A 26,463-nucleotide genomic window follows, 5' to 3' on the forward strand; every position below is an offset into this window, starting at 1 on the left:
TCTCTTGTAATCAATTTCACGGCTGTAGGCTGACGCACCTGCGATAATCAATTTGGGTTGCTCCTTTATAGCAATCTCCTCTATTTTATCGTAGTTTAATAATCCAGTTTCTTTTTCAACACCGTAAAAAGAATTTGTATAGATCTTTCCAGAAAAATTCACAGGTGATCCATGTGTTAAATGACCTCCATGAGAAAGATCAAAACCTAATATCTTATCTCCAGGATTTAAGCAGGCATGATAAACAGCTGTATTAGCTTGACTCCCTGAGTGAGGCTGTACGTTAGCATATTCTGCATTAAAGAGCTTTTTTGCTCTTTCAATGGCGATATTTTCAATTTCATCTACAACTTCACATCCACCATAATACCTTTTACCAGGATAGCCTTCAGCGTATTTGTTAGTTAAGATAGAACCAGCTGCTGCTAGCACATCATCACTTACGTAATTTTCACTAGCAATTAGTTCTATACCTTCTGTTTGACGAATTCTTTCTTTTTCAATGAGATTGAAAATTTCGTGATCCTTGTGAGCCATTTTTAGATAAATTTAGATAACAAAAATAAGGCACTTATGCCATCATCCAATTCTTATATAATATATTTGGACATATTTTAACAAGAAATCAAGATAACATGGCTAATAAAACTAACGACCCTAAAAGAAGCTCTTGGATAGGATATAACCGAGATACTCATTTTCCAATACAAAACATACCATTCGGTGTTTTCCTTACTAGAGATAACGTCATTACTATCGGTACACGAATCGGTGATTACGCTATTGATTTAGGGGCACTACAAGAAATGGGCTATTTTGATATGGTACCACTAACCGATGATATGTTCATGCAGGATACCTTAAATGATTTTATATCAGATGGTAAAAAAACTTGGAGCCTTGTTAGGAATAGAATTGGTGATATTTTTGATAAGAATAATCCAGAATTAAGAGATCATAAAGAGCATAGAGACAGGATTATTTTTGCTATGGATGAAGTGGAAATGCAATTGCCGGTGCTTATAGGCGATTATACAGACTTCTATAGCAGTAAAGAGCACGCTACTAATGTGGGTACTATGTTTAGAGATCCAGATAATGCGCTGCTACCTAATTGGTTGCATATGCCTGTAGCCTATCACGGTAGATCCAGCTCCATCATTCCATCAAATATTCCTATTCATAGACCTCAAGGGCAAACCATTCCTGCTGGTTCAGATCAGCCTGTTTTTGGTCCTTCTAAGCTTGTAGATTTTGAGTTGGAAATGGCTTTTATTACAACAGACGCTAATCTCTTAGGGCATCCTATTCCTGTAAAAGAGGCAGAAGATTATATTTTTGGAATGGTAATGCTTAATGATTGGAGTGCTAGAGATATACAAAAATGGGAATATGTGCCACTCGGACCCTTCCTTGCAAAAAGCTTTGCGAGTTCTATCTCTCCATGGATAGTAACCTTAGAAGCCTTAGAGCCTTTTAGAACAGAAAGTCCTAAAAGAGAAAAGCCAGTATTAGATTATCTTGATTCTAAAAAGAATAGTAGTTTTGACATCAACTTAGAAGTGGACATCACTCCACAACAAGGCAGACCTACTACCGTATGTAAGTCCAACTTCAAGCACCTTTACTGGAATATCTCTCAACAGTTAGCACATCATACAGTTAACGGTTGCCCAGTAAATAGCGGTGATTTGATGGGTAGTGGTACTATTTCAGGTCCGACACCAGATTCTTATGGCTCGATGCTAGAGTTGAGTTGGAGAGGAGAAAAACCGATTAAGCTTAACGATGGTACTGAACGTAAGTTTATTGAAGATTACGATACAGTAACGATGAGAGGATATTGCCATAAAGGAGATTTAAGAATCGGATTTGGAGAAGTTTCCAATAAGATTCTACCTTTTTATCAGCCTAAATCTAAATAAATGAAAAGATTATTAATTGTAGTAACAGCCATAATCTTGCTAGCTTCCTGTAGTAGTGTTAAAAAAACAGAAACAGCTATCAATGAGGGCGATTACGATCAAGCTATTAACATTGCTGTAGAAAATTTAGTAGACGGTAAGAACTCCAAAAGAAATCAAGAGTATATCCCACTTCTTGAGAGGGCCTTTAAAAAAGCAACAGAACAAGATCAAATGCAACTTAAAAGGTGGCAATTAGATCCCAATCCTGCGGTGCTAGAATCTATTTATGAAACCTATCTAAGAATGGATAGACGTCAGAATAGAATTCGTCCCTTATTGCCGCTCAAATCATTGAAAAATAATCGTGTAGCTCAATTTGAGTTTCAAGATTACCACTCTGAGATTCTAGCTTCTAGAACTACTCTTAGCGATTATTTATTGGATAACTCTAAAAAAGCTTTAGCGGTTGCTAATATCATGGAGTCTAGAGATGTGTATAATGACCTCAGATATTTGGATAAGATCAATCCTAACTTTAGAGATACACGTGTTTTGATGCAACAAGCTTTAGAACAAGGAACACATTACATACTTGTTGGTTTACAAAATCAGTCACAGACCGTATTACCAGAAAGGCTAGAGGAAGAATTACTTAATTTTTCTACTTATGGTATTAATGATCAGTGGACTCAGTATCACAATAATAAAATCAATACTCTAGATTATGATTATGATCTGGACATTATTATCGATAGAATAGTCATTTCTCCAGAGCAAGTACTTCAAAAGGAATTGGTAAAGGAAAAACAAATCAAAGACGGTTTTATTTATGAGTATGATGATAACGGTAATGTAAAAAAAGATAGTCTTGGTAATGACATTAAAAAAGATAAGTTCATTACGATCAAAGCAAATGTGATTCAAAACACTCAATTAAAGGAATCTAATGTGAATGCAATAGTTCAATTAAAAGATAAAAGAACGTTTCAAATTACCGATCGATTTCCGGTGAGTAGTAGTTTTGTGTTTACCTATATTTATGGTTCCGTATACGGCGATAGAAGGGCTTTGGAAGCTAATTATCTAGAGACTTTGAATCCGCAATCGGTTAACTTTCCACCAGATGAACAAATGGTTTATGATACAGGAGAAGATCTTAAGTTGAAGATAAAACAGATTTTAAATAGGTTGCATTACAATTAGTATAGTTGTTTCGCTTTCGCGAAAGCGAGATAAAAAGAATGGGCACATCTATTTAAGTCTTAAGAAATACTTCACAATTCAACTCCTATCTTTGAACAGATCCAAAATCAATGAGTTTGAACCACAAACCGTATCAGTCTATTAGACATTTCTCTTCGTTAATGTCAGATTACCTTGATAAAGAGGATCTATTGAAACCTTTGTATCACAGGTTTCCTAAGATGGAAAACTTTGAGGAGCAGATTTTAGAAAAGCAATCTGAATGGAGTAATGCTCAAGTAAAGAGAGAACTGTTATCTGACGTATTACAACATCAATATGAGTATATAGAAGACAAGGAGCAGAGTATTCAAAACATCAATTTACTTAAGGATCAAGCTACGTTTACTGTAACTACCGGCCACCAGCTTAATTTGTTTACAGGGCCGTTGTATTTTTTATACAAGATTATTTCGACCATCAATTTGTGTCAACAACTTCAAGAAAAGCATCCTAATTACAATTTTGTACCTGTCTACTGGATGGCCACAGAAGATCATGATTTTGAGGAGATTCAGTATTTTAATTACGGGGATAAAAAAGTAGTTTACAATCGAGAGGCCACAGGTGGAGTAGGAAGGCTATCTAACGATGGATTAGATGATGTGTTTTCTGCCTTTAAAGATCTTTTAGGGAAACATGATCATGCTGTAGAGGTGCTGAGCCTTTTTGAGAAAGGATATATAGAAAATAAAAATCTGGCAGATGCCACTAGAGTCATTGCCCATGAATTGTTTAAGGAGCAAGGTCTGGTTATTATAGACGCTGATAATGAGCGGCTGAAATCCTTGGCAATACCTTATTTTAAGGAAGAACTGGTCTCAAAAGCTAGTTTTAATGCAGTTAGTAAAACACTAGAAACCTGGCCAGATCAATATAAAGTACAAGTAAATCCGCGAGAGATCAATTTATTTTATCTGACGGATGACTATCGCAAACGTATTATAGAAAAGGAAGGAATCTATCATATAGATGAGACAGAAACAAGCTTTACCCAAGAAGAAATCCTTAAAGAATTAGAAAACCATCCTGAGCGTTTCTCGCCTAATGTGATTATGAGACCGCTTTATCAAGAAGTGATATTACCTAATTTGTGCTACATAGGTGGTGGAGGCGAGATGGCCTATTGGTTAGAATTGAAAGACTATTTTGATTCACAACAAGTAAGCTTTCCGATATTGTTATTGCGCAACTCTGCATTGTTAGTGACTAAAAAACAACTGGATAAGCTGGAAAGAATGCAGTTAGATGTCTGGGACCTATTTGAACAAGATCACAAGCTTACTACTCGACTTACTCATAAAATTAGTGGTATAGAAATAGATTTTTCTGATCAGAAAGAGCATTTGAAGCAACAATTTGCGGCACTTCACCTCCTAGCAACTCAAACAGATTCTTCTTTTGAAAACGCGGTAAAAGCCCAGGAGCATAAGCAAATAAAAGGGTTAGAGCACCTTGAAAAAAGGCTTTTAAAAGCCCAAAAGCGGCAACTAGATGATCATCTAGAAAGGGCGTTAAAACTTAAAAAAGAACTGTTCCCTAATGATAGTTTACAAGAAAGACAGACTAATTTTTCTGTCTTCTATGAAGAATATGGGACAGCCTTTATAGATAACATTAAAGAAAATCTAGATCCGTTAGATTTAAGATTCACCATTATTAAACTCTAATTTTAGAACTTATTTATTCTTGTTTTACGTGTTGGAATTCTCTTGAAAACACGTTAACAAAAGTGTTTTATATCTCTTAAGGTTAGTTAATAAAAAAGTAAATTTGTTCATGCAACACGACAAGATATTAATATTAGATTTTGGATCACAATACACGCAGCTTATTGCGCGCAGAGTAAGGGAATTAAACATCTACTCTGAAATCCATCCTTTCAATAAAGTGCCATCTAACCTAGATGGCTATAAAGCAATAATTCTTTCTGGAAGCCCTATGTCAGTAAGGTCTGAAGCTGCTTTTCATATAGATTTAAGTGAGATAAGAGGTAAAAAACCACTTTTAGGTGTTTGTTACGGAGCTCAATATCTAGCTCATTTTCACGGCGGTGAAGTAGGAGCTTCTAGCACTAGAGAATATGGACGTGCCAACCTTTCCTTTGTCAAAGAAGATCCTTTCCTTGAAGGAATCTCCGTAGGAAGTCAGGTATGGATGAGCCATAGCGATACCATTAAAAAATTACCTGAGAATAGTGTCTTGCTTGCCAGTACGCATGATGTTCAAAATGCAGCCTACAAAATAGCAGGTGAAATGACGTATGCGATACAATTCCATCCTGAAGTGTATCACTCTACTGATGGGAAGAAGTTATTAGAAAATTTTCTGATAAATATTGCTCAAGTAACTGCAGACTGGACTCCTGATAGTTTTGTAGAAGAAACTGTAGCAAAATTACAAAATCAAATCGGCGAGGATCGAGTTGTTTTAGGACTCTCAGGAGGCGTGGATTCTTCAGTAGCGGCAATGTTGCTGCATAAAGCAATAGGTAAAAATCTCTATTGCATATTTGTGAACAACGGCTTGTTGCGTAAAGATGAATACAGCCAAGTACTTCTGCAGTATGAAGGTATGGGCTTGAATGTAAAAGGAGTTGATGCTTCGGCACGATTTATGGAAGCTCTGGCTGGAGAAAGCGATCCCGAATTAAAACGCAAAGCAATAGGACGAGTTTTTATTGAAGTCTTTGATGATGAGGCACATGAAGTTAAAAACGTAACCTGGCTTGCTCAAGGTACTATTTATCCTGATGTCATAGAAAGTGTCAGTGCCACTGGTGGACCTAGCGCTACGATCAAATCACACCATAATGTAGGTGGGCTACCTGATTTTATGAAGCTTAAGATTGTAGAGCCTTTAAAAGCATTGTTTAAAGATGAAGTTCGTCGAGTAGGGAAGTCCATGGGAATGGAAGCAGAGCTTTTAGGAAGACATCCTTTTCCAGGTCCAGGTCTTGCCATTAGAATATTGGGGGATATCACACCAGAAAAAGTAAGCATCCTTCAAGAAGTAGATGCGGTGTTTATCAACAACCTAAAAAAATGGGATCTATACGATAAGGTTTGGCAAGCAGGAGCAATTCTTTTGCCTGTAAATAGTGTTGGGGTGATGGGAGACGAGCGAACTTATGAAAAATGTGTAGCGCTTAGAGCAGTAGAAAGTACGGACGGGATGACCGCAGATTGGGTGAATTTGCCCTATGAATTTTTACAAGCTACCAGTAATGAAATAATAAATAAGGTAAAAGGCGTTAATAGAGTGGTATATGATATCAGTTCAAAACCACCAGCAACCATAGAATGGGAATAACAATAATATGAAAAATATAGTAGTTATAGTTTGTATGTGTTTCGCTTTCGCGAAAGCGGATGCCGCATTCATCCAAAATTATAAGCAACATACCGTAGAGCAAGGGGAAACTATTTATACACTTACAAGAAAGTATAAGGTAACCTCTCAAGAGCTGTTAGAACTCAATCCAGACTTAAAGTCTGGGCTTAAATACGGTCAAGTGCTTTTGATTCCAGCTGAGAATAAAGTGCTTACACAACGAAGAATCAAAACCTATAAAAAACACCGTGTAGGTCGTAAAGAAACGCTCTATAGTCTTTCTAAAAAATACGGAATTACAGAGTTAGATATTAAGGAAGCAAATAAAGAGCTGTATTCTAACCCATTGAGAAAAGGAGATCGCATTCAAATACCTGTTTTTGAAGAGGTAGAAAATACAATTCCTAAAATTAAAGAAATTGTATTAGACCCTACTAATTTACCAGACGGTAAGTATCTCGTAAGGCCTGGCGAGGGAATGTACCGCATCGCTACTAAATATGGTATCCACACAGATTCCCTTCAAAAACTCAATCCAGAGGTAGAGGCATTAAGACCAGGGATGATATTAAATGTGCCGAAGAATGTTTCTTTGATTACTCTAGAGGACAAGGATAATGATGCGCCTGTTACTGCAGCTATTGATGAGAATCGAATGATGCAGTATGTAATACCTAAGAAAATGGGTATGTATTCGCTTAAAAAATTAGCTGGTGTGAGTGAAGATTCTTTGATCTCTCTGAACCCACAATTAAAGGAAGGACTCCAAGAGGGAATGAGTGTTACTATTCCTAATCCTAATTATGGAAAGCTCATCGATTTAAAACTCGAGACTTCAGGCATTGCTAGATTAGCAGATAGTTTGAGAAACTTTAAAAAACAGCGTCTTGCGATCATGCTTCCTTTCTCACTTCAAAAAATAAATGAAACTACTAGCGATCGAGATAACTTAAAGAGTGACCGTACGATGCGTATTGCATTAGATTTTTATAGCGGTGTGAAGATCGCAATAGACAGTGCTAATGCATTGGGAATTCCAGTAGCTTATGACCTTTTTGATACGCAGAAAAATCTTCAGGCTACTAAGAATATTTTGAAAGGAACTGACTTTACCAAATACAGTACTGTTATAGGGCCGTTAATGTCCATGAATGTTGTGGAAACCGCCAAGGAGCTTAAAGGAATCAATATTCCAGTCATTTCCCCGTTAACCAATACAGATGTGAAGTTGTATCGCAATTTGTTTCAAGCGCGACCTGATGATGACATGCTCAAGTCAAAGCTCAAAGCCTATCTGGTAAAATATGCCGCTGATAAAAATGTAATTATCGTAACCGATAATAGTAATCCCGAACTTAAAAACGAGTTTGCCTCGATCTTACCTCATGCCAAGCTTTTGGTCCCTAACGCAGAGAAGAATTACATTTATAGCATTGATTATATCAAAAAATTAAAGCCAGATGTGGAAAATGTAGTGGTCCTAGCGGTGGATAATGTAGGCTTTATTACAGATGCGATTACAAATTATTCTGCAAAGGCAGCTACTCATCAAATTACCATGTTTGGTTTGGAGAATTATGAGGAAATGGAACTATCTAGCACAAAACTAGCAAGGCTTAATTACATATTTCCACGTATGTTTAAAGAAAGCGACGATAGTAATTCCTTTATTGAGAAGTATTACTCTATTCATAATATCACGCCTAATGCCTATGCTACCCGAGGTTTTGATGTGGCTCTAGATATTATATTCAGACAAGCCAGTGCTTCTGATTTATACGATAGTGCCAGGAGAAATGGTAAAACTGTTATGACCGAGAACAAATTTGATTATTCCAAAAAGTTCCTTTCTGGATTTTATAACGATGCTGTTTATATTTTACAATATCAAGAAGATTTAAGTATTAAAGAACTAGATATTAATGCAATTACAAAAGAACTATAAGTAATGACTTCAATTGTTGAGTACAAAGGTAATCTAAGATGTGAATCAACTCATTTAAAAAGCAGCGATTCATTCACTACAGATGCTCCAGTAGATAATAATGGTAAAGGAGAAGCTTTTTCCCCAACAGATACTGTAGCTACTGCTCTGGCGAGTTGTATGCTAACTGTTATGGGGATAAAAGCTGAAGAAATGGGAGTGAACCTTATAGGAAGTGTTGCAAAAGTGACTAAAACTATGTCGGCAAGTCCACGGCGTATTTCTCAAATAGATGTGGAACTAGGGATGAAAGGAAATTGTGATCATAGAGCACAATTGATATTAGAACGCGTGGCAAATACTTGTCCGGTTCTCAATAGTTTGCATCCTGAGCTGTTGAAAAACATTATTTTTAATTGGGGATAAATGAAAGTTGTTCTTTTTTGTTTTTCATTCTTTCTCTTTTTCTTTACGGATCCAGTAGAAAAATTCACATATAAAGAACGCCCGCAGTTAGTTTGGAATGATTTTAAAGGGGTGCCACCCAAAAATGCGCAACATTTTGCTAGTGTCAATAGTGGAATGGGGTATCGTCTTGTTAGTAAAAATAGGGATGGAAAGTTAGCGACAGCTATTGATGTGACAACCTACTTTTATCCTCAACTGAGCTGGAAGAAGAATAGCAAAGAAAATAATCAAGATCTTTTAAAACACGAGCAGTTGCACTGGGATATTTCAGAATTATATGCTCGTAAATTAAGAGCTGCCTACAAAAAGTATATTCCACAAAAGAATCCAAAGAAAGAAGTGGATTACATCTTTAGAAAATTTGAAAAGGAGCGCCTGCAAGCCCAAAATGCTTATGATCTTGAAACCAAGCATGGGCTTTTAAAAGACGCCCAAGAAAAATGGTCTGATAAAATCAGAGAAGAACTTTTTAAAACCAGCTTAGAAGCTTAGCGTATTAAAGTTCAAAATATTCCGTAAAAGAAGTGATGACCTGTGGCACTTCATTTACCTCAAAATTTAGAGTTACCTGAAAACCTTTTTGGTGTTCAGAAATATGTAAACGGCCCTTTCTAATTTTATAGAGTCCTGTCGCACCTCGACAAAAGCACATTCTCCTGAAACTCACTTTTGCTTTGCTTAATAACTCATCGTTTAGTTCCACTTCATTTACAGGGTCATCGATTTCTATAAATATCATTTCTGAATAGGAATCATCTGCCAGATGAGGATCTTCATTTTTGCGGTATTCAAATTTTAACACCACTCTTCCTTTAGCCGCTTTTAGTTGATGATAGCTATTTTTAAATTCATCTTCCAGAATCAGAAGTTCTGTGTCTTTAAAGACTTCAAAAGAGCAACTGCCGTCTAGGGGGCATTTTTGCTGCTTTACTGATGTGTTATCTGATACCGTCTGGGTTTTGCACGAAGTCAGTAAGGTCAACACCAAAAAGATTTGCCAGATATGACGCATGAATTATAAGTTTAGGTTTTGAATGTTTCTTTTATTGCCGCTTTTGATATTTTTTAAATGAAGCACATGCCTTGCTTGACGCATTTTGATAGCCAAATCAATTAAAAACACTTTATAGGCAATTTAAAGAGCATAAGGTAAGCTTAGAGTTGCAAAAGGTATTAAAATGCGATCATTTTCTCGTATCATTGTGACACAAAAATTATAACATGTTTCAAAATTACCGGTTATGGGTAACAATACTTTTATTTGGTATTAGTACCGTCTTATCAAGTACAGCACAAAACAGGAAGTCTTCTTGGTCTTCGGTTAGTGTTTCCCAACTAGAAAATGAGTCCCAATGGTCTAGAAAATCGGAGCCTACTATAGCTTCTTACTATAGGATCGATATGAGGGCACTAAAAAACAAGTTAGCAAATGCTCCACAAAGAGGTGCTAGTTCCAACACATCAAATACTATTATTGGATATCCTACTTCTAATGGAATTGAGTTTTTTAAAGTAAAAGAAGCCAGTGTTATGGCTCCCGAGTTACAAGCTACATATTCTGATTTTAGATCTTATGTAGGTCAGAGCATCAGTGAGCCGACCAACCAAATTAGGTTTTCAATAACATCTCAAGGATTTCATGGAATGATGTTTTCCCCTAAATTAGGGACACAATTTGTTGATTCTTATACCATGAATAACTCTTCAGTTGTTGTTTATAAGAAAATGGAGCTTGTTGATTTAGGAGAACGATGGGAATGTCATGTAGAGGATGATTTAGGGTTGAGACAAGGCTTTGCAGGTCCAGAATCACCTATTGATCTAAAGAATGCTAATGATGGTATTTTGAGAAATTTCAGATTAGCTATTTCTACTACCGTAGAATATTCAGCTTTTCACTGGATGAGAGCAGGAGTATCTGCAAGCGCACTAGATGCTGATAAGAGAATGGCAGTAATGGGGGCTATGGTCGTTACCATGACTAGAAATAATTTTATTTACGAGCGTGATTTAAGTATTACGATGACTTTTGTAGCAAATAATGACCTTCTGATCTCTATAGGGTTTGATAATTTTTCAAATACAAATCCAGGTGCCATTCTCGGAGAAAATCAAACTGCTATTGATAACACCATAGGTTTTGCTAACTATGATATAGGCCATATATTTTCCACTGGTGGTGGAGGTCTAGCTTCTTTAGCGTCACCTTGCACCAATAGAAAGGCTCAAGGAGTTACTGGAAGAGGTTCCCCTGTAGGTGACCCCTTTGATATTGATTTTGTAGCCCATGAAATAGGGCATCAAATGGGAGCACCGCATACATTTAATGGAGATGCTGCAAATTGTGCCGGAGGGAATAGATCTGCAAACAGTGCTTATGAACCTGCTAGTGGAACTACTATCATGGCTTATGCAGGAATATGTCCTCCTCAAAACATTCAAAATAATAGTGACGCATACTTTCATCAAACGAGCTTGCTAAGGATATTTAATAATGTTTTTAACGGTCTTAGTACTTGTGCGCAACTCAATCTAACAGGAAATGCTGCACCTAGTGCAATTGCAGATGCTGACTATACCATTCCTAAAGGAACTCCATATAGATTAGTAGGTAATTCTACTGACCCTGACGGGACGTCAACACATACCTATACCTGGGAGCAATTTGATTTAGGACCCGCAGGAACCCCTCTAGAAAATAATGTTAATGGTCCATTAGTAAGGTCCTTTGAAGGAACAGATCAAAAGGTTAGGGTTATTCCTAAATTAGAAGATATTGTTGCTTTTGGTGGGAATTCTACGCAATGGGAAAAGCTTCCTTTTGCAACAAGACCTATGAATTTTGTGTTAACCGTAAGAGATAACGATTCTAGAGGTGGACAAACCGATGCAGACCTAATGACCATTCAGGTTGATGCAAATGCAGGTCCATTTAGTGTAACCTCACCTGGTAATAGTGGAACAGTATGGCGCCCTAATACTACAGAAACAATTACTTGGAATGTCGCTGGAACTAATGCTAATGGAGTTAATACTTCCAATGTAAATATCATATTATCTACGGATAGTGGGAGAACATTTGACACCGTACTTGCCAGTAATATACCCAATACGGGCTCTTATGATCTCTTAGTTCCATCTGGTATAGTTGCTCCTAGCTGTAGACTCATGGTAGAAGGAGCTGGTAATATTTTCTTTGCCATTAACAATGTAGATTTTAATATCAATGCAAGTGTTCAAACCGTATGTACCACCTATTTATCTGGAGCATTAAACACCGCCATACCAGATAATAATAGTAATGGACTTACTTCTACTATAAATGTTCCAGTAACAGGAGATGTAGCGAGTATCAAAGTAGGCTTGGATATTTCTCATACTTATATTTCTGATATGACAGTAGGTATTTCTGACCCTTCCAGTAACAACTTTGCTTTAATCTGGAATAGAGAATGCGCAAATCAAGATGATTTGAATGCTACATTTGAAGATGGAGCAGCTGCTATATTATGTAGACAGCCTACCGTAGGTAACTTTGCTCCATCAAGCACCTTTTCTGTTTTTGACAACCTGCCTGCAAATGGGGATTGGGCTTTAAATATTATTGATAATGCGGCTCAAGATACAGGAGCTCTAAATAGTTGGTCTATAGAAGTTTGTACATTAATGGTGACTCCATTGAGTAATGAGTCCTTTGAGTTGGATAATTTATCCATTTATCCTAATCCTAGCAGAGGTAGCTTTACTATTTTATTTGATAATGCTTCTAGTAATCTAGTGGAACTCGGTATTTTTGACTTAAGCGGTAGATCTGTATTCAAAAAGTCTTATGAAACTTATTCTAGCTTTAATCAAAACATCAGTTTAAAAGGAGTTTCTTCAGGGATGTACCTTGTTCAAATTAAGGACGGAAACAGGACCATTACTAAAAAGATCATTTTAGAATAAATAGCCCTTTCAACTAAATTATAAAAAGCCAGTAAATCCTTACTGGCTTTTATGCTTTCAAGCATTTCTTTTTAAGGTTAAAAGTTCTCGTTTCTCTTATCCAAAACACCTATTTTTGCATCTGTTTTTAAAACTCTTAAAACAGAACTATGGCACATGCAAAGTACATATTTGTAACCGGTGGGGTAACCTCTTCTTTAGGAAAGGGGATTGTCGCCGCTTCTCTGGCAAAACTGCTGCAGGCCAGAGGTTTAAGGGTTACTATTCAGAAGCTTGATCCGTATATAAATGTGGACCCAGGAACGCTGAATCCTTATGAGCATGGAGAGTGTTATGTGACAGAAGATGGAGCAGAAACAGATCTTGATTTAGGCCATTACGAGCGTTTTCTTAACGTAAACACCTCTCAATCCAATAATGTTACTACTGGTAGAATCTATCAAAGTGTCATAAATAAGGAAAGACGTGGTGAGTTTTTGGGCAAAACAGTACAGGTAATCCCTCATATTACGGACGAAATTAAAGAACGAATTCAGATATTAGGTAAATCTGGAGATTATGATGTTGTTATCACAGAAATAGGTGGAACAGTAGGTGATATTGAGTCCCTTCCCTATATTGAAAGTGTTAGACAGTTGCAATGGGAACTAGGCGAGCATAATTCTTTAGTGATTCATTTGACATTGATACCTTATTTGAGAGCAGCAGCAGAGTTAAAAACCAAGCCTACGCAGCACAGTGTGAAAACACTTATGGAAAGTGGTGTACAGGCAGATATTTTGGTGTGCCGCACAGAACACGAGCTTTCTGATGAGATACGTACCAAGCTGGCACGTTTTTGTAACGTAAAGCAAGAAGCGGTGATTCAGTCTATTGACGTAGAGACCATCTATGATGTTCCTAATAAAATGTTATTGGAAGGACTTGATAGAGTCGTGATTAAAAATCTTAAAATTGAGACAAAGGACCAACCGGACTTAAGAAGCTGGAATAAATTTGTCCAGAGACATAAAAATCCTAAGAGTACGGTAACCATAGGATTAATAGGTAAATATGTAGAGTTACAAGACTCTTATAAATCTATATTAGAAGCATTTATTCACGCAGGAGCTGCTAATGAAGTTAAAGTAAAGATTGAATCCATACACAGTGAATATTTAGAAGTTGAAAACGTAGCAAAAAAATTATCTCATCTTGATGCTGTTTTAGTGGCACCAGGATTTGGTGAGCGAGGTGTCGAAGGAAAGATAGAAGCTGTACGTTACGCTAGAGAGCATAAACTGCCATTTTTTGGTATTTGTTTAGGAATGCAAATGGCAGTAATTGAATACGCTCGTAACGTTTTAGGAATTCAAGACTCTAACTCTATAGAGATGGATGAGAAAACGGCAAACCCTGTGATTTCCCTGATGGAAGATCAGAAAAATATTTTGGACATGGGTGGGACTATGCGTTTAGGAGCTTGGGATTGTGAGCTTTTAGGTGGGAAGATCAAAGAGATATACGGTAGTAATCTTATTAGTGAGCGTCACAGACATCGCTATGAGTACAATAACGAGTACCGAGAACAACTTGAACAAGCAGGTTTAAAAACCACAGGTATCAACCCTAAATCAAACCTTGTTGAAACTGTTGAGGTAGAAGATCACCCTTGGTTTATAGGGGTGCAATACCATCCAGAATATAAAAGTACTGTTGCTTCACCACATCCATTATTTATATCTTTTGTAAAGGCAGCAGCAAAGTATAAATTAAAAAGGAATACCATATAAGTTGGGCTTTCTATTTTCTTTTTAGGAAATAGAAATTTATCCTGGGGCAGCTCAAGGCGAAAGCGAGATCAATATAAAAATATACCAAGTAAATTAATCGCCTCATTGGGCAAAAGTATGGAAGAGAAAAAGACGGACTGGAAAAGTATGCTAGGATTAGCAATCATATTTGCTATAGTGGCATTTATGCTTTTCAGAAACCAAGCAGAGAAGAAGCAAGTTGAAGAAAGTACACCAGCTACAGAAATAGCGGCAGAAACTCCGTCTACAGCAGTAGTGCAGAATGATGTTCCAGCAACTTCAGTTGCATCAGAAGGCGAGGTCATTCAATTTAACAATAATCTTGTAGATTTCAAAATTAATACAAAAGGAGCATTGATCAACGAAGCTTTGTTAAAAAGCTTTAAGACCTATGATTCGTTACCGGTTTATTTAGTAAAAGGAGGTGACCATAAGTTTGATCTGGAATTCATGACTAAAGACGGTCGTAAACTTCATACGCAAGACTTGATTTTCACTCCTACGAGTTCCCAAAATGGCGAGAATGAAGTCCTAAGTCTTAAAGCAGATGTTGGAAACGGAGGTTCTATTGAATTTCGTTACGAGTTGAAGCCTGACGATTATATGTTGGACTTCAATATTCGTTCTCAAGGACTTGCTCAAGCGGCAAACACCTCAGAAGAAGTGGCATTGACTTGGGAATTACAAGCATACCGCCGTTCTAAAGGTATGGATAACGAGGGGCGTTATACAGAGATCAAATTTGAATACGATGATGGAAGCGATGACTATACCGGTCAAGGAGAAACTGCCGAAGAAGAAGCGGAGAATATTACCTATATCGCTTATAAAGAACATTTTTTCTCTTCTATTCTGTTGACAGATACGCCTTTTAAAAGTGGCTTACTGCAGTCTTATAACAATTATTCTGCAAATGATCAGCAAGAGGAATTGACTAAAAGATTCACTTCTAAAGTACAGTTGGAGTACAATGGAGGTGAGTTGGCATATAACATGGATTGGTATTTTGGCCCAACGGATTACGATATTTTAGCGGGATATAAACGCAACCTTGATGAGGTAGTAGATTTAGGATGGGGAATTTTTGGAGTGATTAATGAATGGGCTGTCAGACCCTTATTTACTTATCTAAGTAGTCCAGAAAAAGGATTAGGTATTCCTTATGGGATTGCGATCATTCTTTTAACCATTTGTGTGAGACTAGTATTATCTCCAGTATTGTATAAGAGTTACTTGACTCAGGCTAAAATGAAGATCCTACGTCCTGAACTGAATAAGATTTCAGAGAAGTATAAGGATAATGCCATGAAAAAGCAGCAGGAGACTATGAAGGTTCAAAATGAGGCAGGCGCGAGTCCGCTGAGTGGTTGTTTGCCGGCATTGTTACAAATGCCTGTTTTCTTTGCGCTCTTTAAATTTTTCCCTACGGCATTTGAGTTGCGACAAAAAAGCTTCCTTTGGGCAGACGATTTATCCAGTTATGATGAAGTCTTTGCATTGCCATTCAAGGTTCCTTTTTACGGAGATCACGTAAGTTTGTTTCCAATATTGGCATCGATCTCCATATTCTTTTATATGCAGATGACTACGGGTCAGAACATGCAAGCAACCCAGCAACCTGGAATGCCTAACATGAAGTTTATCATGTATTTATCTCCATTGTTCATGCTGGTTTTCTTTAACAACTACGCTAGTGGATTATCATTGTACTATTTTGTCTCTAACTTAATTACCATAGGTATTATGTTAGTGATCAAGCATGTGATTATTGATAAGGATAAGGTTCTCGCTAAGATTGAAAAGGCAAAAGCTAAGCCTAAGAAAAAGAAAGGTCGTTTTGCAAGCAAAATGTCTCAAATCATGGAGCAAGCGCAAGCGCAACAAGAAGACAAAAAGAAAATCAAATAATATTTTTCTTGATTAACATTCTTAAATCCTCAATCTTTTGATTGGGGATTTTTTTTGGTTTAAAATTAAAAGTGCATTTAAATTAAGGAAAACCGTAGAGTAATAGAATTGAGATTGATTAAATGTAAGTTGATATTCTATTTTAGAATAGGAAAAGTTGCAGCTTGGAGATTTTAAAAAATATTAGATGTCGAAGATTAAAAAATTAGTTAAGATTATACTAGTTATTATACAGCTCATTAATTAAAAAGAGTAAGTGATTCATACAGCTCGTTGATCGATTAATGGACTGAGAGCAATAATTTATATTAATTATGAAAATAACTAATCATCATATTGAATTATATTTAAAAGTTGGTGGAGATGTGGATCACCTTCAACGTATGGGGACACCAGAAGAGAAAACCCTTGAAAATCAAAAAATTATAGGAGTAATGGATGAATTAATTTACGAGCTAAAGCTGGTTAAAGATAAACTTGCTTCAACAGAATATGCTAAAGAAATTGAATTCAAACTTAAAAACCTTTGCGCAGATGACGCCGTAATCACCAAGATCAAAAATTTAAAACCATTTAGGTAAAAAAATAGCTTTATTAAAAAAAAAATAATTACAAACTTCCCGAACCTATGTAGACAATGCCAACACAAATAGTTGGCATGTCAAATTCAAATAGCTTTCATATAATAAAAATATTTACTGCCAACTGCCTACTGATTCAAAATTGCCTACTTACTCCAACTCCTTCTTCAAGAAACGCGCCGTATGGCTCGTCTTGTGTTTAGCAACTTGTTCTGGTGTTCCTTTGGCAACTATATTTCCGCCGCCACGACCGCCTTCTGGGCCAACGTCTATGATGTAGTCGGCTATTTTGATTACGTCCATATTGTGTTCAATGACCAGAACGGTGTTTCCTTTATCAACTAGTGTATTCAACACATCCATAAGAACACGCACGTCTTCAAAATGAAGTCCAGTGGTAGGCTCATCTAGTATGTAAAAGGTATTTCCAGTATCTCTTTTAGAAAGCTCGCTGGCTAGTTTGATACGTTGTGCTTCTCCACCAGAAAGTGTAGTAGATTGTTGTCCTAAAGTAATATAGCCTAGTCCAACGTCTTTTATGGTTTTTATCTTGCGATAAATATTTGGAATAGCTTCAAAGAAATCTGTGGCTTCATTAATGGTCATGTTGAGCACATCGCTTATGGACTTTCCTTTGTAACGTATCTCCAGCGTTTCTCGGTTGAATCGTTTTCCTTGACAAGTTTCACAAGTCACATAAACATCAGGCAGAAAATTCATTTCTATGACTCTAAGTCCGCCACCTTTGCATGTTTCACAACGTCCACCGGTAACATTAAAACTAAAACGACCGGGCTTATAGCCGCGTATCAATGCTTCAGGAGTTTTAGCAAACAGGGATCTTACCTCGTCAAAGGTTTTGGTGTAGGTTGCAGGATTAGATCTCGGCGTTCTACCTATCGGGCTTTGATTGATGTCTATGACTTTATCACAATTATCCAGTCCTTTGATGCTTTTATATGGCATTGGGATCTTTACTCCATTAAAGAAGTGCGCGTTCATAATAGGGTAGAGCGTCTCGTTGATTAAAGTAGATTTACCACTTCCAGAAACTCCTGTAACGCCTATCATTTGCCCTAAAGGAAGGTCTATAGAAACGTCTTTCAAATTGTTTCCAGTACAACCTTTCAATGATATTTTCATTCCATTTCCTTTACGACGTGTCTTAGGAACTGCGATTTCTCTTTTACCGTTGAGGTATTGGGCGGTAAGCGTATCGTGTTTTAATATTTCTTCAGGTGTACCTTCACTAATGATTTCGCCACCGTATTTTCCAGCTCGAGGTCCTATATCTATAACGTGATCTGCTCGCTGTATCATGTCTTTATCGTGCTCTACAACAATGACAGAATTACCGGTATCTCGCAAAGAAATAAGTGAGTTGATCAGTTTTTCATTGTCTCTTTGGTGTAAACCTATACTTGGTTCATCAAGTATGTACAATACACCGACGAGTTGTGAGCCTATTTGTGTGGCCAGTCTTATGCGTTGTGCTTCTCCACCAGACAGTGATTTAGCACTTCGATTGATAGATAAGTAGTCCAAACCTACATCCAGTAAGAACTGTAATCGTTCTCTTATTTCCTTTAATAACTCTGTGGCTATTTGTTCTTGCTTTCGCGAAAGCGTCACGTTTAAATGATCAAACCAGTCTACCAGCTCTACGATATCCATATTTGCTAGTTCGGCAATATTTTTTTCGTTGACACGGAAATAAAGTGACTCTTTACGCAATCGCGACCCCTCACAATCTGGACAGGTCACGTTGTCCATAAACTCTTTAGCCCAACGTTGCAGACTGGTACTGTCGTTATTTTTATAGGTTTGTTCTATAAAGTTAGCCAGCCCTTCAAATTCTATTTTGTAATTGCGTTTTACACCTAGGTTTTTACTGTCTACCTCCAGTGTTTCTTTACCGCCGTACAGAATCATTTCTATAGCTGCTTCAGGAACTTTTTCTAATGCATCTGTCAGTTTAAAATCAAACTTTTGGGCGATCAATTCCAGTTGCTTATAAATCCAATTTTTCTTATTGTCAGGATAAGGAGCCAGACCACCTTTAGCAATTGAAAGGCTGCGGTCTGGAATAATTTTGTTTTCGTTTACTTGGTACAGCGCTCCCAGACCACTACACTTAGGACAAGCACCTTTAGGGCTGTTAAAGGAGAAATTATTAGGTTCTGGTTCAGGGTAGGAGATTCCGGTTTCTGGGCACATTAACGTACGAGAGAAAAAACGTCCTTCTTTCTCACCGTGAGGCACAATCATGGTAATGTCGTTACCGTGATACATGGCAGTTTTTATGGACTCATCCAGTCTTTTGATATCTTGTTCACTATCGCCTACTTGCAACCTGTCGATGACTATTTCAATGTCGTGGACCTTGTAACGATCCATCTTCATACCTTTCATGATATCTATAATCACGTTATCGGTACGTACTTTGACAAAACCTTGTTTGGCAATTTGTTCAAAAAGCTCTCGGTAATGACCTTTTCTACCACGTATAACAGGTGCCAAAATATTGATGCGCTGACCCTTGTATTCTTCAATAATAAGATCGCGTATTTGCTCATCACTATAGCTTACCATTTTCTTACCTGTGTTGTAAGAATATGCATCGCTGGCACGGGCATATAGCAACCTTAGGAAATCATAAATTTCTGTAATAGTTCCTACCGTACTCCGCGGACTCTTACTCGTCGTTTTTTGCTCTATGGCAATCACAGGAGAAAGGCCGTCTATTTTATCCACATCTGGACGCTCCATCCCGCCAAGGAACTGCCTGGCATAAGCGCTAAAGGTTTCAATATAACGACGTTGACCTTCGGCATAAATAGTATCAAAGGCAAGGGATGATTTACCGGAGCCAGAAAGCCCCGTAATAACTACTAGTTTTTCTCGCGGAATATTTACATCAATGTTCTTTAAATTATGAACGCGAGCGCCTTTTACCTCAATGATTTCGTCAGAATATGCCATAGTTTTTTACAAGATTGCGAAGTTACCTATTAAGCACTAGGTTTTTATTTAAAGCTACCTTAAAATATAGTGGAGCGTTTTGAAATATAACAGCATAAAACACAGCCTTCTCTTATCTTCTCTCAAGGGAAGAGGGCACTGTATGGGTTTTATGATCTTATGTAAGGTTTTCAATCGAGGGAAATGTCCGCAGGACAAAGGGGCTTGCTGGAATCAGTCTCGGTTTTCAGTCTCAGTCTCAGTTTTCAGTAGGCAGTAGGCAGGTTGATTTGCGAGCAAGCTCACAAATTGGAGTAGGCAGTATTTTATAATTGTAGCTTTTGAAATTATTTTCCGCACTTGATGCGGAATCAGTCTCAGTCTCAGTTTTCAGTAGGCAGGTTGATTTGCGAGCAAGCTCACAAATTGGAGTAGGCAGTATTTTATAATTGTAGCTTTTGAAATTATTTTCCGCACTTGATGCGGAATCAGTCTCAGTCTCAGTTTTCAGTAGGCAGGTTGATTTGCGAGCAAGCTCACAAATTGGAGTAGGCAGTATTTTATAATTGTAGCTTTTGAAATTATTTTCCGCACTTGATGCGGAATCAGTCTCAGTCTCAGTTTTCAGTAGGCAGGTTGATTTGCGAGCAAGCTCACAAATTGGAGTAGGCAGTATTTTATAATTGTAGCTTTTGAAATTATTTTCCGCACTTGATGCGGAATCAGTCTCAGTCTCAGTTTTCAGTAGGCAGGTTGATTTGTGAGCAAGCTCACAAATTGGAGTAGGCAGTATTTTATAATTGTAGCTTTTGAAATTATTTTCCGCACTTGATGCGGCACCCTTTAGAGTTCTCGAGATTTTTTTGATGAGGTTTTCCCTTCTCACATCCGACGAGTGCAACGAGAGGAATGCATCATGTCCTCAGGACAAAGGGTATTGGTGTGTGAGTAAAAAACAAAGCAAGGGGACCATCAGAATCTCGCAACCAAAAATAATTCAATAAAACAAGCTTACTTTCCTAAAAGTAAAGTATATTTGTCATTATAATAAAAATACTTTACGTTATGAAAAGTTCTGTTTTAAAAAAGTTTTGCGAATTTGAAAAGAAAGGCGGCGCTTTTCCACTTATTTCTTATAAGTTTAAATGGATAGGATCTATAATCGCCATCACTGCTGTAGCAGCACTTTTATCAATTAAAATAGTTGATATTTCACAAGCAGCATTTTATAAGCAGCTGTTTATGCATGTCGTGTTGATCGGTTTATTTATAGTAGTTATTGCCAAAGATAAAAATGAAGATGAGCGCATCAATAAGTTGCGCTATCGCGCCTTTGCCTTTGCTTTTGTATTAGGAACGGCAATGATATTACTCATGCCTCTTGCAGCGATGTTTTTAGATGCTCTAGCGGGTAGATTGCCTTTAGAATGGGAGCAAGATCAAAGTGTCTTTTTTATCATGTCTTCTTTCTTGTTTTATTACTTGATGTATTTTCAGATTTTTAAAAGACAGTTGTAATGAAAAACACGGTCCATGTGCAACGCGCCATTCATAAAATGACACAAGCAGATCTTTCTCAGGCCATAGGCGTTTCTAGACAAACCATCAATTCCATTGAGAAAAATAGATATGTTCCTTCTACCGTGCTGGCTTTAAAAATTGCGCGTTTATTTAAAGTCGCGGTAGAAGATATTTTTGAGCTGGACGAAAAAGATTAGCGGGATTAAGGAATTACCTTCAAATCTGTAACTGGGATTTCTATTCCGAATAGGGTACGCTTTCGCGAAAGCGGAAATCCGCCAGCTGTCATCTCCCAATTGGACCATTTTGCTTCTATTCCATCAAATGGAATAATACTCACCCACATTTTAAAAGCAATGGGTTGGTAATTCTCATCCACTTCCCATAAGTAAGTATCTCCAGGAGTAGTACCTCCAGAATTGTATTTTACTAGGAGTTTTTGTCGACCATTTTCCTCAACTAGCTCTCTAGTGGTGCCTATATCAAATATTTTATGAGGTGCCACCACCCAAAAACTATCATTATTAAAATTGAATGCTGCATAATCGATAGCCTCTTGTTTTTCTTCTCCTTCTATTCGTTTTCCCTTTTTAAAAGCAAAACTTATTTTAGGATATTGCGTCTGGTAAGAAACTCGATAATCATCCCAATAGACATCTACCATATTTTGTTGAAGTTTCCATTCATAGCGATTCACACCTCTAAAGGTCCAGTGGATTTCCTTAGCCTGAGTAAATTCTTTGTGATGAATGGCATCCAATATTTTAAAAGCCATTTCATCTGCTGGTTTTCCTGGAATTCCTTTAGGAATATCGTCGTTATATACCAGTTTTAAAACTATAAAGGTGACAAGAAGGAAGGCCACAAGAGCTAAAATACCTTTTAATAAAAAGTGAAATATTTTTTTCAAAGTGTTGGAAATTTATAGATTGGGGTCAAAGATAAACTTATAGGATCGTTATGGAATATTCTAGATCGAGTTGGATCAATTATATTTTAATAATTATATGTCTAGAGCCAAATTCTATGGTAGGACAACCTGTTTATATACCGCCGAGGTTGCTACAAATGAATTTGATTTGAAAAGCAGTCGCTGCAAAAAAGAAACCCCTTAAAATCGCAGATTTTAAGGGGTTTCTTTTTGGAGTAGGGCTACCTAATTATTTGGTACCAAACTTTACTTTATAATCTTCAATAGATTGATTTACAATTTGCAATGCTTTTTCACGACCTTGAAACTCTTCTACTTCTACGGTTTTGTTTTCTAGTTTCTTATAATCTTGGAAGAAATTACGCATTTCTTTTTTCCAAAACTCTGGAAGCTCACTTACGTCATTAAAATGAGCAACAGACATATCATTTGCAGCAACAGCTATGATCTTGTCATCCATTTCACCACCGTCTAGCATTTGCATAACACCTATCACTTTAGCTCTAACAAGACACATTGGTACAATCTCGATTTGAGAAAGAACTAAGATGTCTAGAGGGTCGTCATCATCACAATAGGTTTGTGGAATAAAACCATAGTTGGTAGGATAGTACATAGAAGAGTAGATCACACGATCTAGAATTAGCATTCCAGATTCTTTATCCAACTCGTATTTTGCTCTTGTATTTTTTGGGATCTCTATAATTCCTGTTACATGTCCTGGTGCATCTGCTCCATAACTTACGTCGTGCCAAGCGTGTTTAGTCATTGTATTGTTTTTTTAAGCGGCTGCAAAAATAGGATGTATTCGGCTTTCGCGAAAGCGAAACAGCATTAACTTATGGTAAACTCACCTTATTTATCCTGTTTAAAGTTACGATAACGGTTGCGACACCTCTTTTTAAGCATAAACCAATGTTAAATGCATAACAGAATACTTCGGTTTCCCTTTTTGTCGATTATTTTTAGACTATGGCGCAAGAAAGATTAGGTTTTAAGTTTGAATTTTTTAATCCGAAAGAAAAGGATCCTTTTGAGAAGCTCTTTGATATCTTCAAAGAATTGATCACGCATACTTCTGGAGACTTTGATGAGGCGATAGAATGGCTAAGAGAATTAGATAAAGAATACAAGCTTACCACAGCAGAATATACGGTAGACGACTTTATAGAAGACTTGAAAGCGCGGGGTTATATCAAAGAAGAGTTTGATCCAAATGATGAGAATAAAGAAGGAGGAGAAGAAGGCGATGGAGATAGACCGGGACGTTTTTCTATAACTGCAAAAACAGAGCAGTTGCTGCGCAAACATGCGCTAGATCAAATTTTTGGTAACATGCGCAAAGGAAATAGCGGTAACCATAAAACAGGTAAATTAGGTCAAGGGGATGAGCACAGCGGCGATTACAGACCTTATAGATTTGGTGATGGACTGGATAGTATTTCCATGACAGAGAGTTTGCGCAACGCACAGGTCAATCACGGGATGGGTAATTTCAACCTTACCGAAGATGACCTCGTAGTTGAAGACTCTCAATTTAAAGCACAGATGAGTACGGTATTGATGATCGATATCTCTCATTCCATGATTCTTTATGGAGAAGACCGCATCACACCAGCAAAAAAGGTAGCGATGGCACTGGCAGAATTGATAACCACTCGTTACCCAAAAGACACCTTAGACATCATCGTTTTTGGTAATGATTCCTGGCCTATAAATATTGCAGATTTACCTTATCTTAAGGTAGGTCCTTATCACACCAATACTGTTGCAGGTTTACAACTAGCTATGGATATCTTGAGAAGAAAACGCAATACCAACAAACAGATCTTTATGATAACGGACGGCAAGCCCAGTTGCTTGCGATTAAAAGATGGTACGTATTATAAAAACTCTAATGGTCTGGATGAATACATTGTAGAGAAATGCTACACCATGGCTGCACAAGCGAGAAGATTGCATATTCCTATTACTACCTTTATGATTGCAAATGATCCTTACTTGCAACGTTTTATAGATCAGTTTACAGAAGCTAATCAAGGAAAAGCATTTTTTACTGGACTGCAAGGATTGGGCGAGATGATTTTTAGCGATTATGAAGCGAATAGAAAAAAACGACTAAAGTAATTTTTTAGTAATACGATTCACAGTAATTGGTAAAGCGATATTCACCGTTAGAATAAGGTGAGGTTGCGTAATAGATGCCAAAAGAGTAATTTAAATACCTTTCTTGTTGAGATTTAACCCAGCTTCTTTCTTTAGAAGTGATATCATTACCCTTGCTATTTCTAATAAGGACAGCATCTTTGTACTCGCCATCGTGATATAATTCAGAATCACATACGATGACACGACATTGAGATCCATTAGCTTGATTGAAATTACTCAATCCCGCAGCCATTTCGGCACAAGAGTGTAAGTTGATGCTTATAAAGATAAAACTTAAGAAAAAGACAAAACGTTTCATATCATTTGAATTTATAGTAGTTAAATTTATAATTTTCTACTCTTACTAAAAATACCCTGTATAGGGTATTTTTAGTAAAAAGGGACTTCATAATTTCTCTTTTAAGAATAGGAAGATTTACAAAAGCATTTTTATATATTTGACATGCTTACCAAAAACAAAAACAATGAAAACTATTTACCTTTCTTTAGTTGCTTTATTTCTTGCAACCTTTACTACAGTAGCCCAAGATCTTTCTTATGGAGTTATAGGTGGTGTGAACTTTTCAAAAATCGATAACCTAGGTGGGGATGGTTTTGAAAACAATAGATTAGGCTTCCATTTAGGTGGAGTTGCCGAATTAGCATTTGCTGAAAAATGGTCTTATGAGGCTAGTTTGTTGTATTCTGTAGAAGGAGAAGAATTTGATAATGCAGCAGGAACATCTACAGATGTAAAATTACAATACATCAATGTGCCACTACAATTCAAATACTATGCTTACAAGAATTTTAGTATTCACTTCGGTCCACAAATAGGCTTTTTACTTAAAGGAGAACAATCTATAGGTGACGGGGACGCTGTGGAGATTGAAGACACTGTCAATACTAACTTTGCAGGTACTGCAGGATTAGGTTATGATTTAAAAGAATACAACTTATATTTTAAAGGAACTTTTACTTACGGTTTTTCTGACATATTAGACAATGAAACTGATGGTGTAAACAGAAACCAGCTTCCAGGAAGCGTTCACTTATCAGTAGGTTATAAGTTCTAAGAAGATTATTAACTGATGATGTTTTAAAAAAAATGCGGCCAGAGGCCGCATTTTTTTTTGCTCTTTCAAGAGATGTTTAAACTTCCATTCTCTTCAATTCATTGTAATTACGTTTCAATTTGCGCAGTAAAATACCATAGATCAATTGATAGATCAAATACATAATCACACAAATAATCAAGAATGCAACAAAGGAAGCTCCTAACGCCATGAGGTAGAACATGGTCTCATTACCTGCCATTTTAGGAGATGCTAGAAGTTTAGTAACGTTGGGGTCTTTAGGAATCACCACAGCCGTAGCTATCATTCCTACCAGCATCATATAAATCAAGTTGTACCAGATGTACCATTTCATGGTGCGTCTCGTCTTTAGAATATTATTCATAAGACTTTGGGTAGGTTGTGAGGTAGAGATGTTCTTATAATTGGAATAGAATAAATATATAAAAATGATAATGATTAAGTAATGGAAAATTGTAGAACCGTAATAAAAAGGTCCTCCCATCATTTCAATCACATTGGTTTCTTGATTTGCAAAGTGGGATACAAGACCCAACACAATAAACACAGCAAATTCTATCATGGCAATGATAAACAGCCATTTCACTATTCCTGAAGATTTTCTCGCAAGCAATCCAGTGAGTTGATCTTTAGTAAATCGAGGCGAGTTATCAGTTTGTGACCGCCAGTTTTGTTTTAATATATCTAGTTGATCCATGATT

The 26,463-nt window shown here is 36.9% G+C and carries 23 protein-coding genes (1 of these 23 cut by a window edge); 15 read left to right on the forward strand and 8 right to left on the reverse strand.

Annotated elements, in window-relative coordinates; translation table 11 throughout:
• Positions 1-537: the start of a serine hydroxymethyltransferase gene (gene glyA / locus CW736_RS08995; protein ID WP_101013630.1), read on the reverse strand. Its footprint begins 735 nt before the window's first position; 537 of the gene's 1,272 nt are visible here — the first part of the coding sequence; the start codon lies at positions 535-537; its stop codon lies off the left edge, out of view.
• A gap of 98 nt (positions 538-635) precedes the next feature.
• On the opposite strand from glyA, the gene fahA reads away from it, so the two are divergent.
• The 7 genes from fahA (at position 636) to CW736_RS09030 (ending at position 9,366) form a co-directional block, all read left to right on the forward strand.
• On the forward strand, positions 636-1,925 hold the full coding sequence (gene fahA / locus CW736_RS09000; RefSeq protein ID WP_101013631.1) for a fumarylacetoacetase: 1,290 nt from the start codon (positions 636-638) through the stop codon (positions 1,923-1,925).
• Positions 1,926-3,110: a hypothetical protein gene (locus tag CW736_RS09005; protein WP_101013632.1), complete on the forward strand. Its 1,185-nt coding sequence runs from the start codon at positions 1,926-1,928 to the stop codon at positions 3,108-3,110.
• A 110-nt stretch (positions 3,111-3,220) separates the two neighbouring features.
• Positions 3,221-4,819, forward strand: a complete 1,599-nt coding sequence (gene bshC / locus CW736_RS09010) for a bacillithiol biosynthesis cysteine-adding enzyme BshC (protein ID WP_101013633.1) — start codon at positions 3,221-3,223, stop codon at positions 4,817-4,819.
• 109 nt (positions 4,820-4,928) lie between these two features.
• Complete coding sequence (gene guaA / locus CW736_RS09015) at positions 4,929-6,461, forward strand: glutamine-hydrolyzing GMP synthase (RefSeq protein WP_101013634.1); 1,533 nt, start codon at positions 4,929-4,931, stop codon at positions 6,459-6,461.
• Positions 6,462-6,468: 7 nt separating this feature from the next.
• Positions 6,469-8,427: a LysM peptidoglycan-binding domain-containing protein gene (locus CW736_RS09020; RefSeq protein ID WP_232735331.1), complete on the forward strand. Its 1,959-nt coding sequence runs from the start codon at positions 6,469-6,471 to the stop codon at positions 8,425-8,427.
• A gap of 3 nt (positions 8,428-8,430) precedes the next feature.
• Positions 8,431-8,832 (forward strand): OsmC family protein, encoded by a 402-nt coding sequence (locus tag CW736_RS09025; RefSeq protein ID WP_101013636.1) that lies wholly within the window; start codon positions 8,431-8,433, stop codon positions 8,830-8,832.
• Positions 8,833-9,366 (forward strand): DUF922 domain-containing protein, encoded by a 534-nt coding sequence (locus tag CW736_RS09030; protein ID WP_101013637.1) that lies wholly within the window; start codon positions 8,833-8,835, stop codon positions 9,364-9,366.
• A 4-nt stretch (positions 9,367-9,370) separates the two neighbouring features.
• Here CW736_RS09030 and CW736_RS09035 read toward each other — a convergent pair whose 3' ends face one another.
• Positions 9,371-9,886 (reverse strand): hypothetical protein, encoded by a 516-nt coding sequence (locus CW736_RS09035; RefSeq protein ID WP_101013638.1) that lies wholly within the window; start codon positions 9,884-9,886, stop codon positions 9,371-9,373.
• Between the two features lie 209 nt (positions 9,887-10,095).
• Between CW736_RS09035 and CW736_RS09040 the strand changes: the two genes are divergently transcribed.
• The 4 genes from CW736_RS09040 (at position 10,096) to CW736_RS09055 (ending at position 17,104) form a co-directional block, all read left to right on the forward strand.
• Positions 10,096-12,822, forward strand: a complete 2,727-nt coding sequence (locus CW736_RS09040) for a zinc-dependent metalloprotease family protein (protein ID WP_101013639.1) — start codon at positions 10,096-10,098, stop codon at positions 12,820-12,822.
• Between the two features lie 149 nt (positions 12,823-12,971).
• Positions 12,972-14,594 (forward strand): CTP synthase, encoded by a 1,623-nt coding sequence (locus tag CW736_RS09045; RefSeq protein ID WP_101013640.1) that lies wholly within the window; start codon positions 12,972-12,974, stop codon positions 14,592-14,594.
• Positions 14,595-14,711: 117 nt separating this feature from the next.
• Positions 14,712-16,523 (forward strand): membrane protein insertase YidC, encoded by a 1,812-nt coding sequence (yidC, locus tag CW736_RS09050; protein WP_101013641.1) that lies wholly within the window; start codon positions 14,712-14,714, stop codon positions 16,521-16,523.
• A 314-nt stretch (positions 16,524-16,837) separates the two neighbouring features.
• Positions 16,838-17,104: a hypothetical protein gene (locus CW736_RS09055; RefSeq protein WP_101013642.1), complete on the forward strand. Its 267-nt coding sequence runs from the start codon at positions 16,838-16,840 to the stop codon at positions 17,102-17,104.
• Positions 17,105-17,254: 150 nt separating this feature from the next.
• On the opposite strand, the gene uvrA is transcribed toward CW736_RS09055, so the two are convergent.
• Together uvrA and CW736_RS09065 are read right to left on the reverse strand one after the other, a co-directional pair.
• Positions 17,255-20,086, reverse strand: coding sequence for an excinuclease ABC subunit UvrA (gene uvrA, locus CW736_RS09060; protein WP_101013643.1), 2,832 nt, complete (start codon positions 20,084-20,086; stop codon positions 17,255-17,257).
• Positions 20,087-20,324: 238 nt separating this feature from the next.
• Complete coding sequence (locus CW736_RS09065; RefSeq protein ID WP_157810917.1) at positions 20,325-20,951, reverse strand: hypothetical protein; 627 nt, start codon at positions 20,949-20,951, stop codon at positions 20,325-20,327.
• A 179-nt stretch (positions 20,952-21,130) separates the two neighbouring features.
• Between CW736_RS09065 and CW736_RS09070 the strand changes: the two genes are divergently transcribed.
• A complete protein-coding gene (locus tag CW736_RS09070) occupies positions 21,131-21,583 on the forward strand; it encodes a hypothetical protein (protein ID WP_101013645.1) in 453 nt (150 codons plus the stop codon).
• Positions 21,583-21,783 carry a helix-turn-helix transcriptional regulator gene (locus CW736_RS09075; protein WP_198519313.1) on the forward strand — a complete coding sequence of 67 codons (201 nt, stop codon included), beginning with the start codon at positions 21,583-21,585 and terminating at the stop codon, positions 21,781-21,783. The genes CW736_RS09070 and CW736_RS09075 overlap by 1 nt, the downstream gene beginning before the upstream one ends.
• Positions 21,784-21,788: 5 nt before the next feature.
• Here the strand turns inward: CW736_RS09075 and CW736_RS09080 are convergent, their stop codons facing one another.
• Together CW736_RS09080 and CW736_RS09085 are read right to left on the reverse strand one after the other, a co-directional pair.
• A complete protein-coding gene (locus tag CW736_RS09080) occupies positions 21,789-22,496 on the reverse strand; it encodes a hypothetical protein (protein WP_101013646.1) in 708 nt (235 codons plus the stop codon).
• A gap of 250 nt (positions 22,497-22,746) precedes the next feature.
• Entirely contained in the window at positions 22,747-23,286 is a 540-nt protein-coding gene (locus tag CW736_RS09085) for an inorganic diphosphatase (RefSeq protein WP_101013647.1), read from the reverse strand.
• Positions 23,287-23,489: 203 nt separating this feature from the next.
• Between CW736_RS09085 and CW736_RS09090 the strand changes: the two genes are divergently transcribed.
• A complete protein-coding gene (locus CW736_RS09090; RefSeq protein ID WP_101013648.1) occupies positions 23,490-24,644 on the forward strand; it encodes a vWA domain-containing protein in 1,155 nt (384 codons plus the stop codon).
• A gap of 4 nt (positions 24,645-24,648) precedes the next feature.
• Here the strand turns inward: CW736_RS09090 and CW736_RS09095 are convergent, their stop codons facing one another.
• Positions 24,649-24,984, reverse strand: a complete 336-nt coding sequence (locus tag CW736_RS09095; protein WP_101013649.1) for a hypothetical protein — start codon at positions 24,982-24,984, stop codon at positions 24,649-24,651.
• A 166-nt stretch (positions 24,985-25,150) separates the two neighbouring features.
• On the opposite strand from CW736_RS09095, the gene CW736_RS09100 reads away from it, so the two are divergent.
• The gene (locus CW736_RS09100) at positions 25,151-25,741 is read left to right on the forward strand and encodes a porin family protein (protein WP_101013650.1); all 591 of its coding nucleotides are present in this window, start codon (positions 25,151-25,153) and stop codon (positions 25,739-25,741) included.
• 76 nt (positions 25,742-25,817) lie between these two features.
• On the opposite strand, the gene CW736_RS09105 is transcribed toward CW736_RS09100, so the two are convergent.
• Positions 25,818-26,459, reverse strand: coding sequence for a hypothetical protein (locus tag CW736_RS09105; protein ID WP_101013651.1), 642 nt, complete (start codon positions 26,457-26,459; stop codon positions 25,818-25,820).
• Between the last annotated feature and the right edge of the window lie 4 nt (positions 26,460-26,463).

Origin of the sequence: Nonlabens sp. MB-3u-79 (assembly GCF_002831625.1) — a bacterium.
Classification (GTDB): Bacteria; Bacteroidota; Bacteroidia; order Flavobacteriales; family Flavobacteriaceae; genus Nonlabens.

Coding starts and splice junctions, on each gene's coding strand:
- fahA (WP_101013631.1), top strand. CDS start 636: ATGGCTAATAAAACTAACGACCCTAAAAGAAGCTCTTGGATAGGATAT.
- CW736_RS09005 (WP_101013632.1), top strand. CDS start 1,926: ATGAAAAGATTATTAATTGTAGTAACAGCCATAATCTTGCTAGCTTCC.
- bshC (WP_101013633.1), top strand. CDS start 3,221: ATGAGTTTGAACCACAAACCGTATCAGTCTATTAGACATTTCTCTTCG.
- guaA (WP_101013634.1), top strand. CDS start 4,929: ATGCAACACGACAAGATATTAATATTAGATTTTGGATCACAATACACG.
- CW736_RS09020 (WP_232735331.1), top strand. CDS start 6,469: ATGAAAAATATAGTAGTTATAGTTTGTATGTGTTTCGCTTTCGCGAAA.
- CW736_RS09025 (WP_101013636.1), top strand. CDS start 8,431: ATGACTTCAATTGTTGAGTACAAAGGTAATCTAAGATGTGAATCAACT.
- CW736_RS09030 (WP_101013637.1), top strand. CDS start 8,833: ATGAAAGTTGTTCTTTTTTGTTTTTCATTCTTTCTCTTTTTCTTTACG.
- CW736_RS09035 (WP_101013638.1), bottom strand. CDS start 9,886: ATGCGTCATATCTGGCAAATCTTTTTGGTGTTGACCTTACTGACTTCG.
- CW736_RS09040 (WP_101013639.1), top strand. CDS start 10,096: ATGTTTCAAAATTACCGGTTATGGGTAACAATACTTTTATTTGGTATT.
- CW736_RS09045 (WP_101013640.1), top strand. CDS start 12,972: ATGGCACATGCAAAGTACATATTTGTAACCGGTGGGGTAACCTCTTCT.
- yidC (WP_101013641.1), top strand. CDS start 14,712: ATGGAAGAGAAAAAGACGGACTGGAAAAGTATGCTAGGATTAGCAATC.
- CW736_RS09055 (WP_101013642.1), top strand. CDS start 16,838: ATGAAAATAACTAATCATCATATTGAATTATATTTAAAAGTTGGTGGA.
- uvrA (WP_101013643.1), bottom strand. CDS start 20,086: ATGGCATATTCTGACGAAATCATTGAGGTAAAAGGCGCTCGCGTTCAT.
- CW736_RS09070 (WP_101013645.1), top strand. CDS start 21,131: ATGAAAAGTTCTGTTTTAAAAAAGTTTTGCGAATTTGAAAAGAAAGGC.
- CW736_RS09075 (WP_198519313.1), top strand. CDS start 21,583: ATGAAAAACACGGTCCATGTGCAACGCGCCATTCATAAAATGACACAA.
- CW736_RS09085 (WP_101013647.1), bottom strand. CDS start 23,286: ATGACTAAACACGCTTGGCACGACGTAAGTTATGGAGCAGATGCACCA.
- CW736_RS09090 (WP_101013648.1), top strand. CDS start 23,490: ATGGCGCAAGAAAGATTAGGTTTTAAGTTTGAATTTTTTAATCCGAAA.
- CW736_RS09095 (WP_101013649.1), bottom strand. CDS start 24,984: ATGAAACGTTTTGTCTTTTTCTTAAGTTTTATCTTTATAAGCATCAAC.
- CW736_RS09100 (WP_101013650.1), top strand. CDS start 25,151: ATGAAAACTATTTACCTTTCTTTAGTTGCTTTATTTCTTGCAACCTTT.
- CW736_RS09105 (WP_101013651.1), bottom strand. CDS start 26,459: ATGGATCAACTAGATATATTAAAACAAAACTGGCGGTCACAAACTGAT.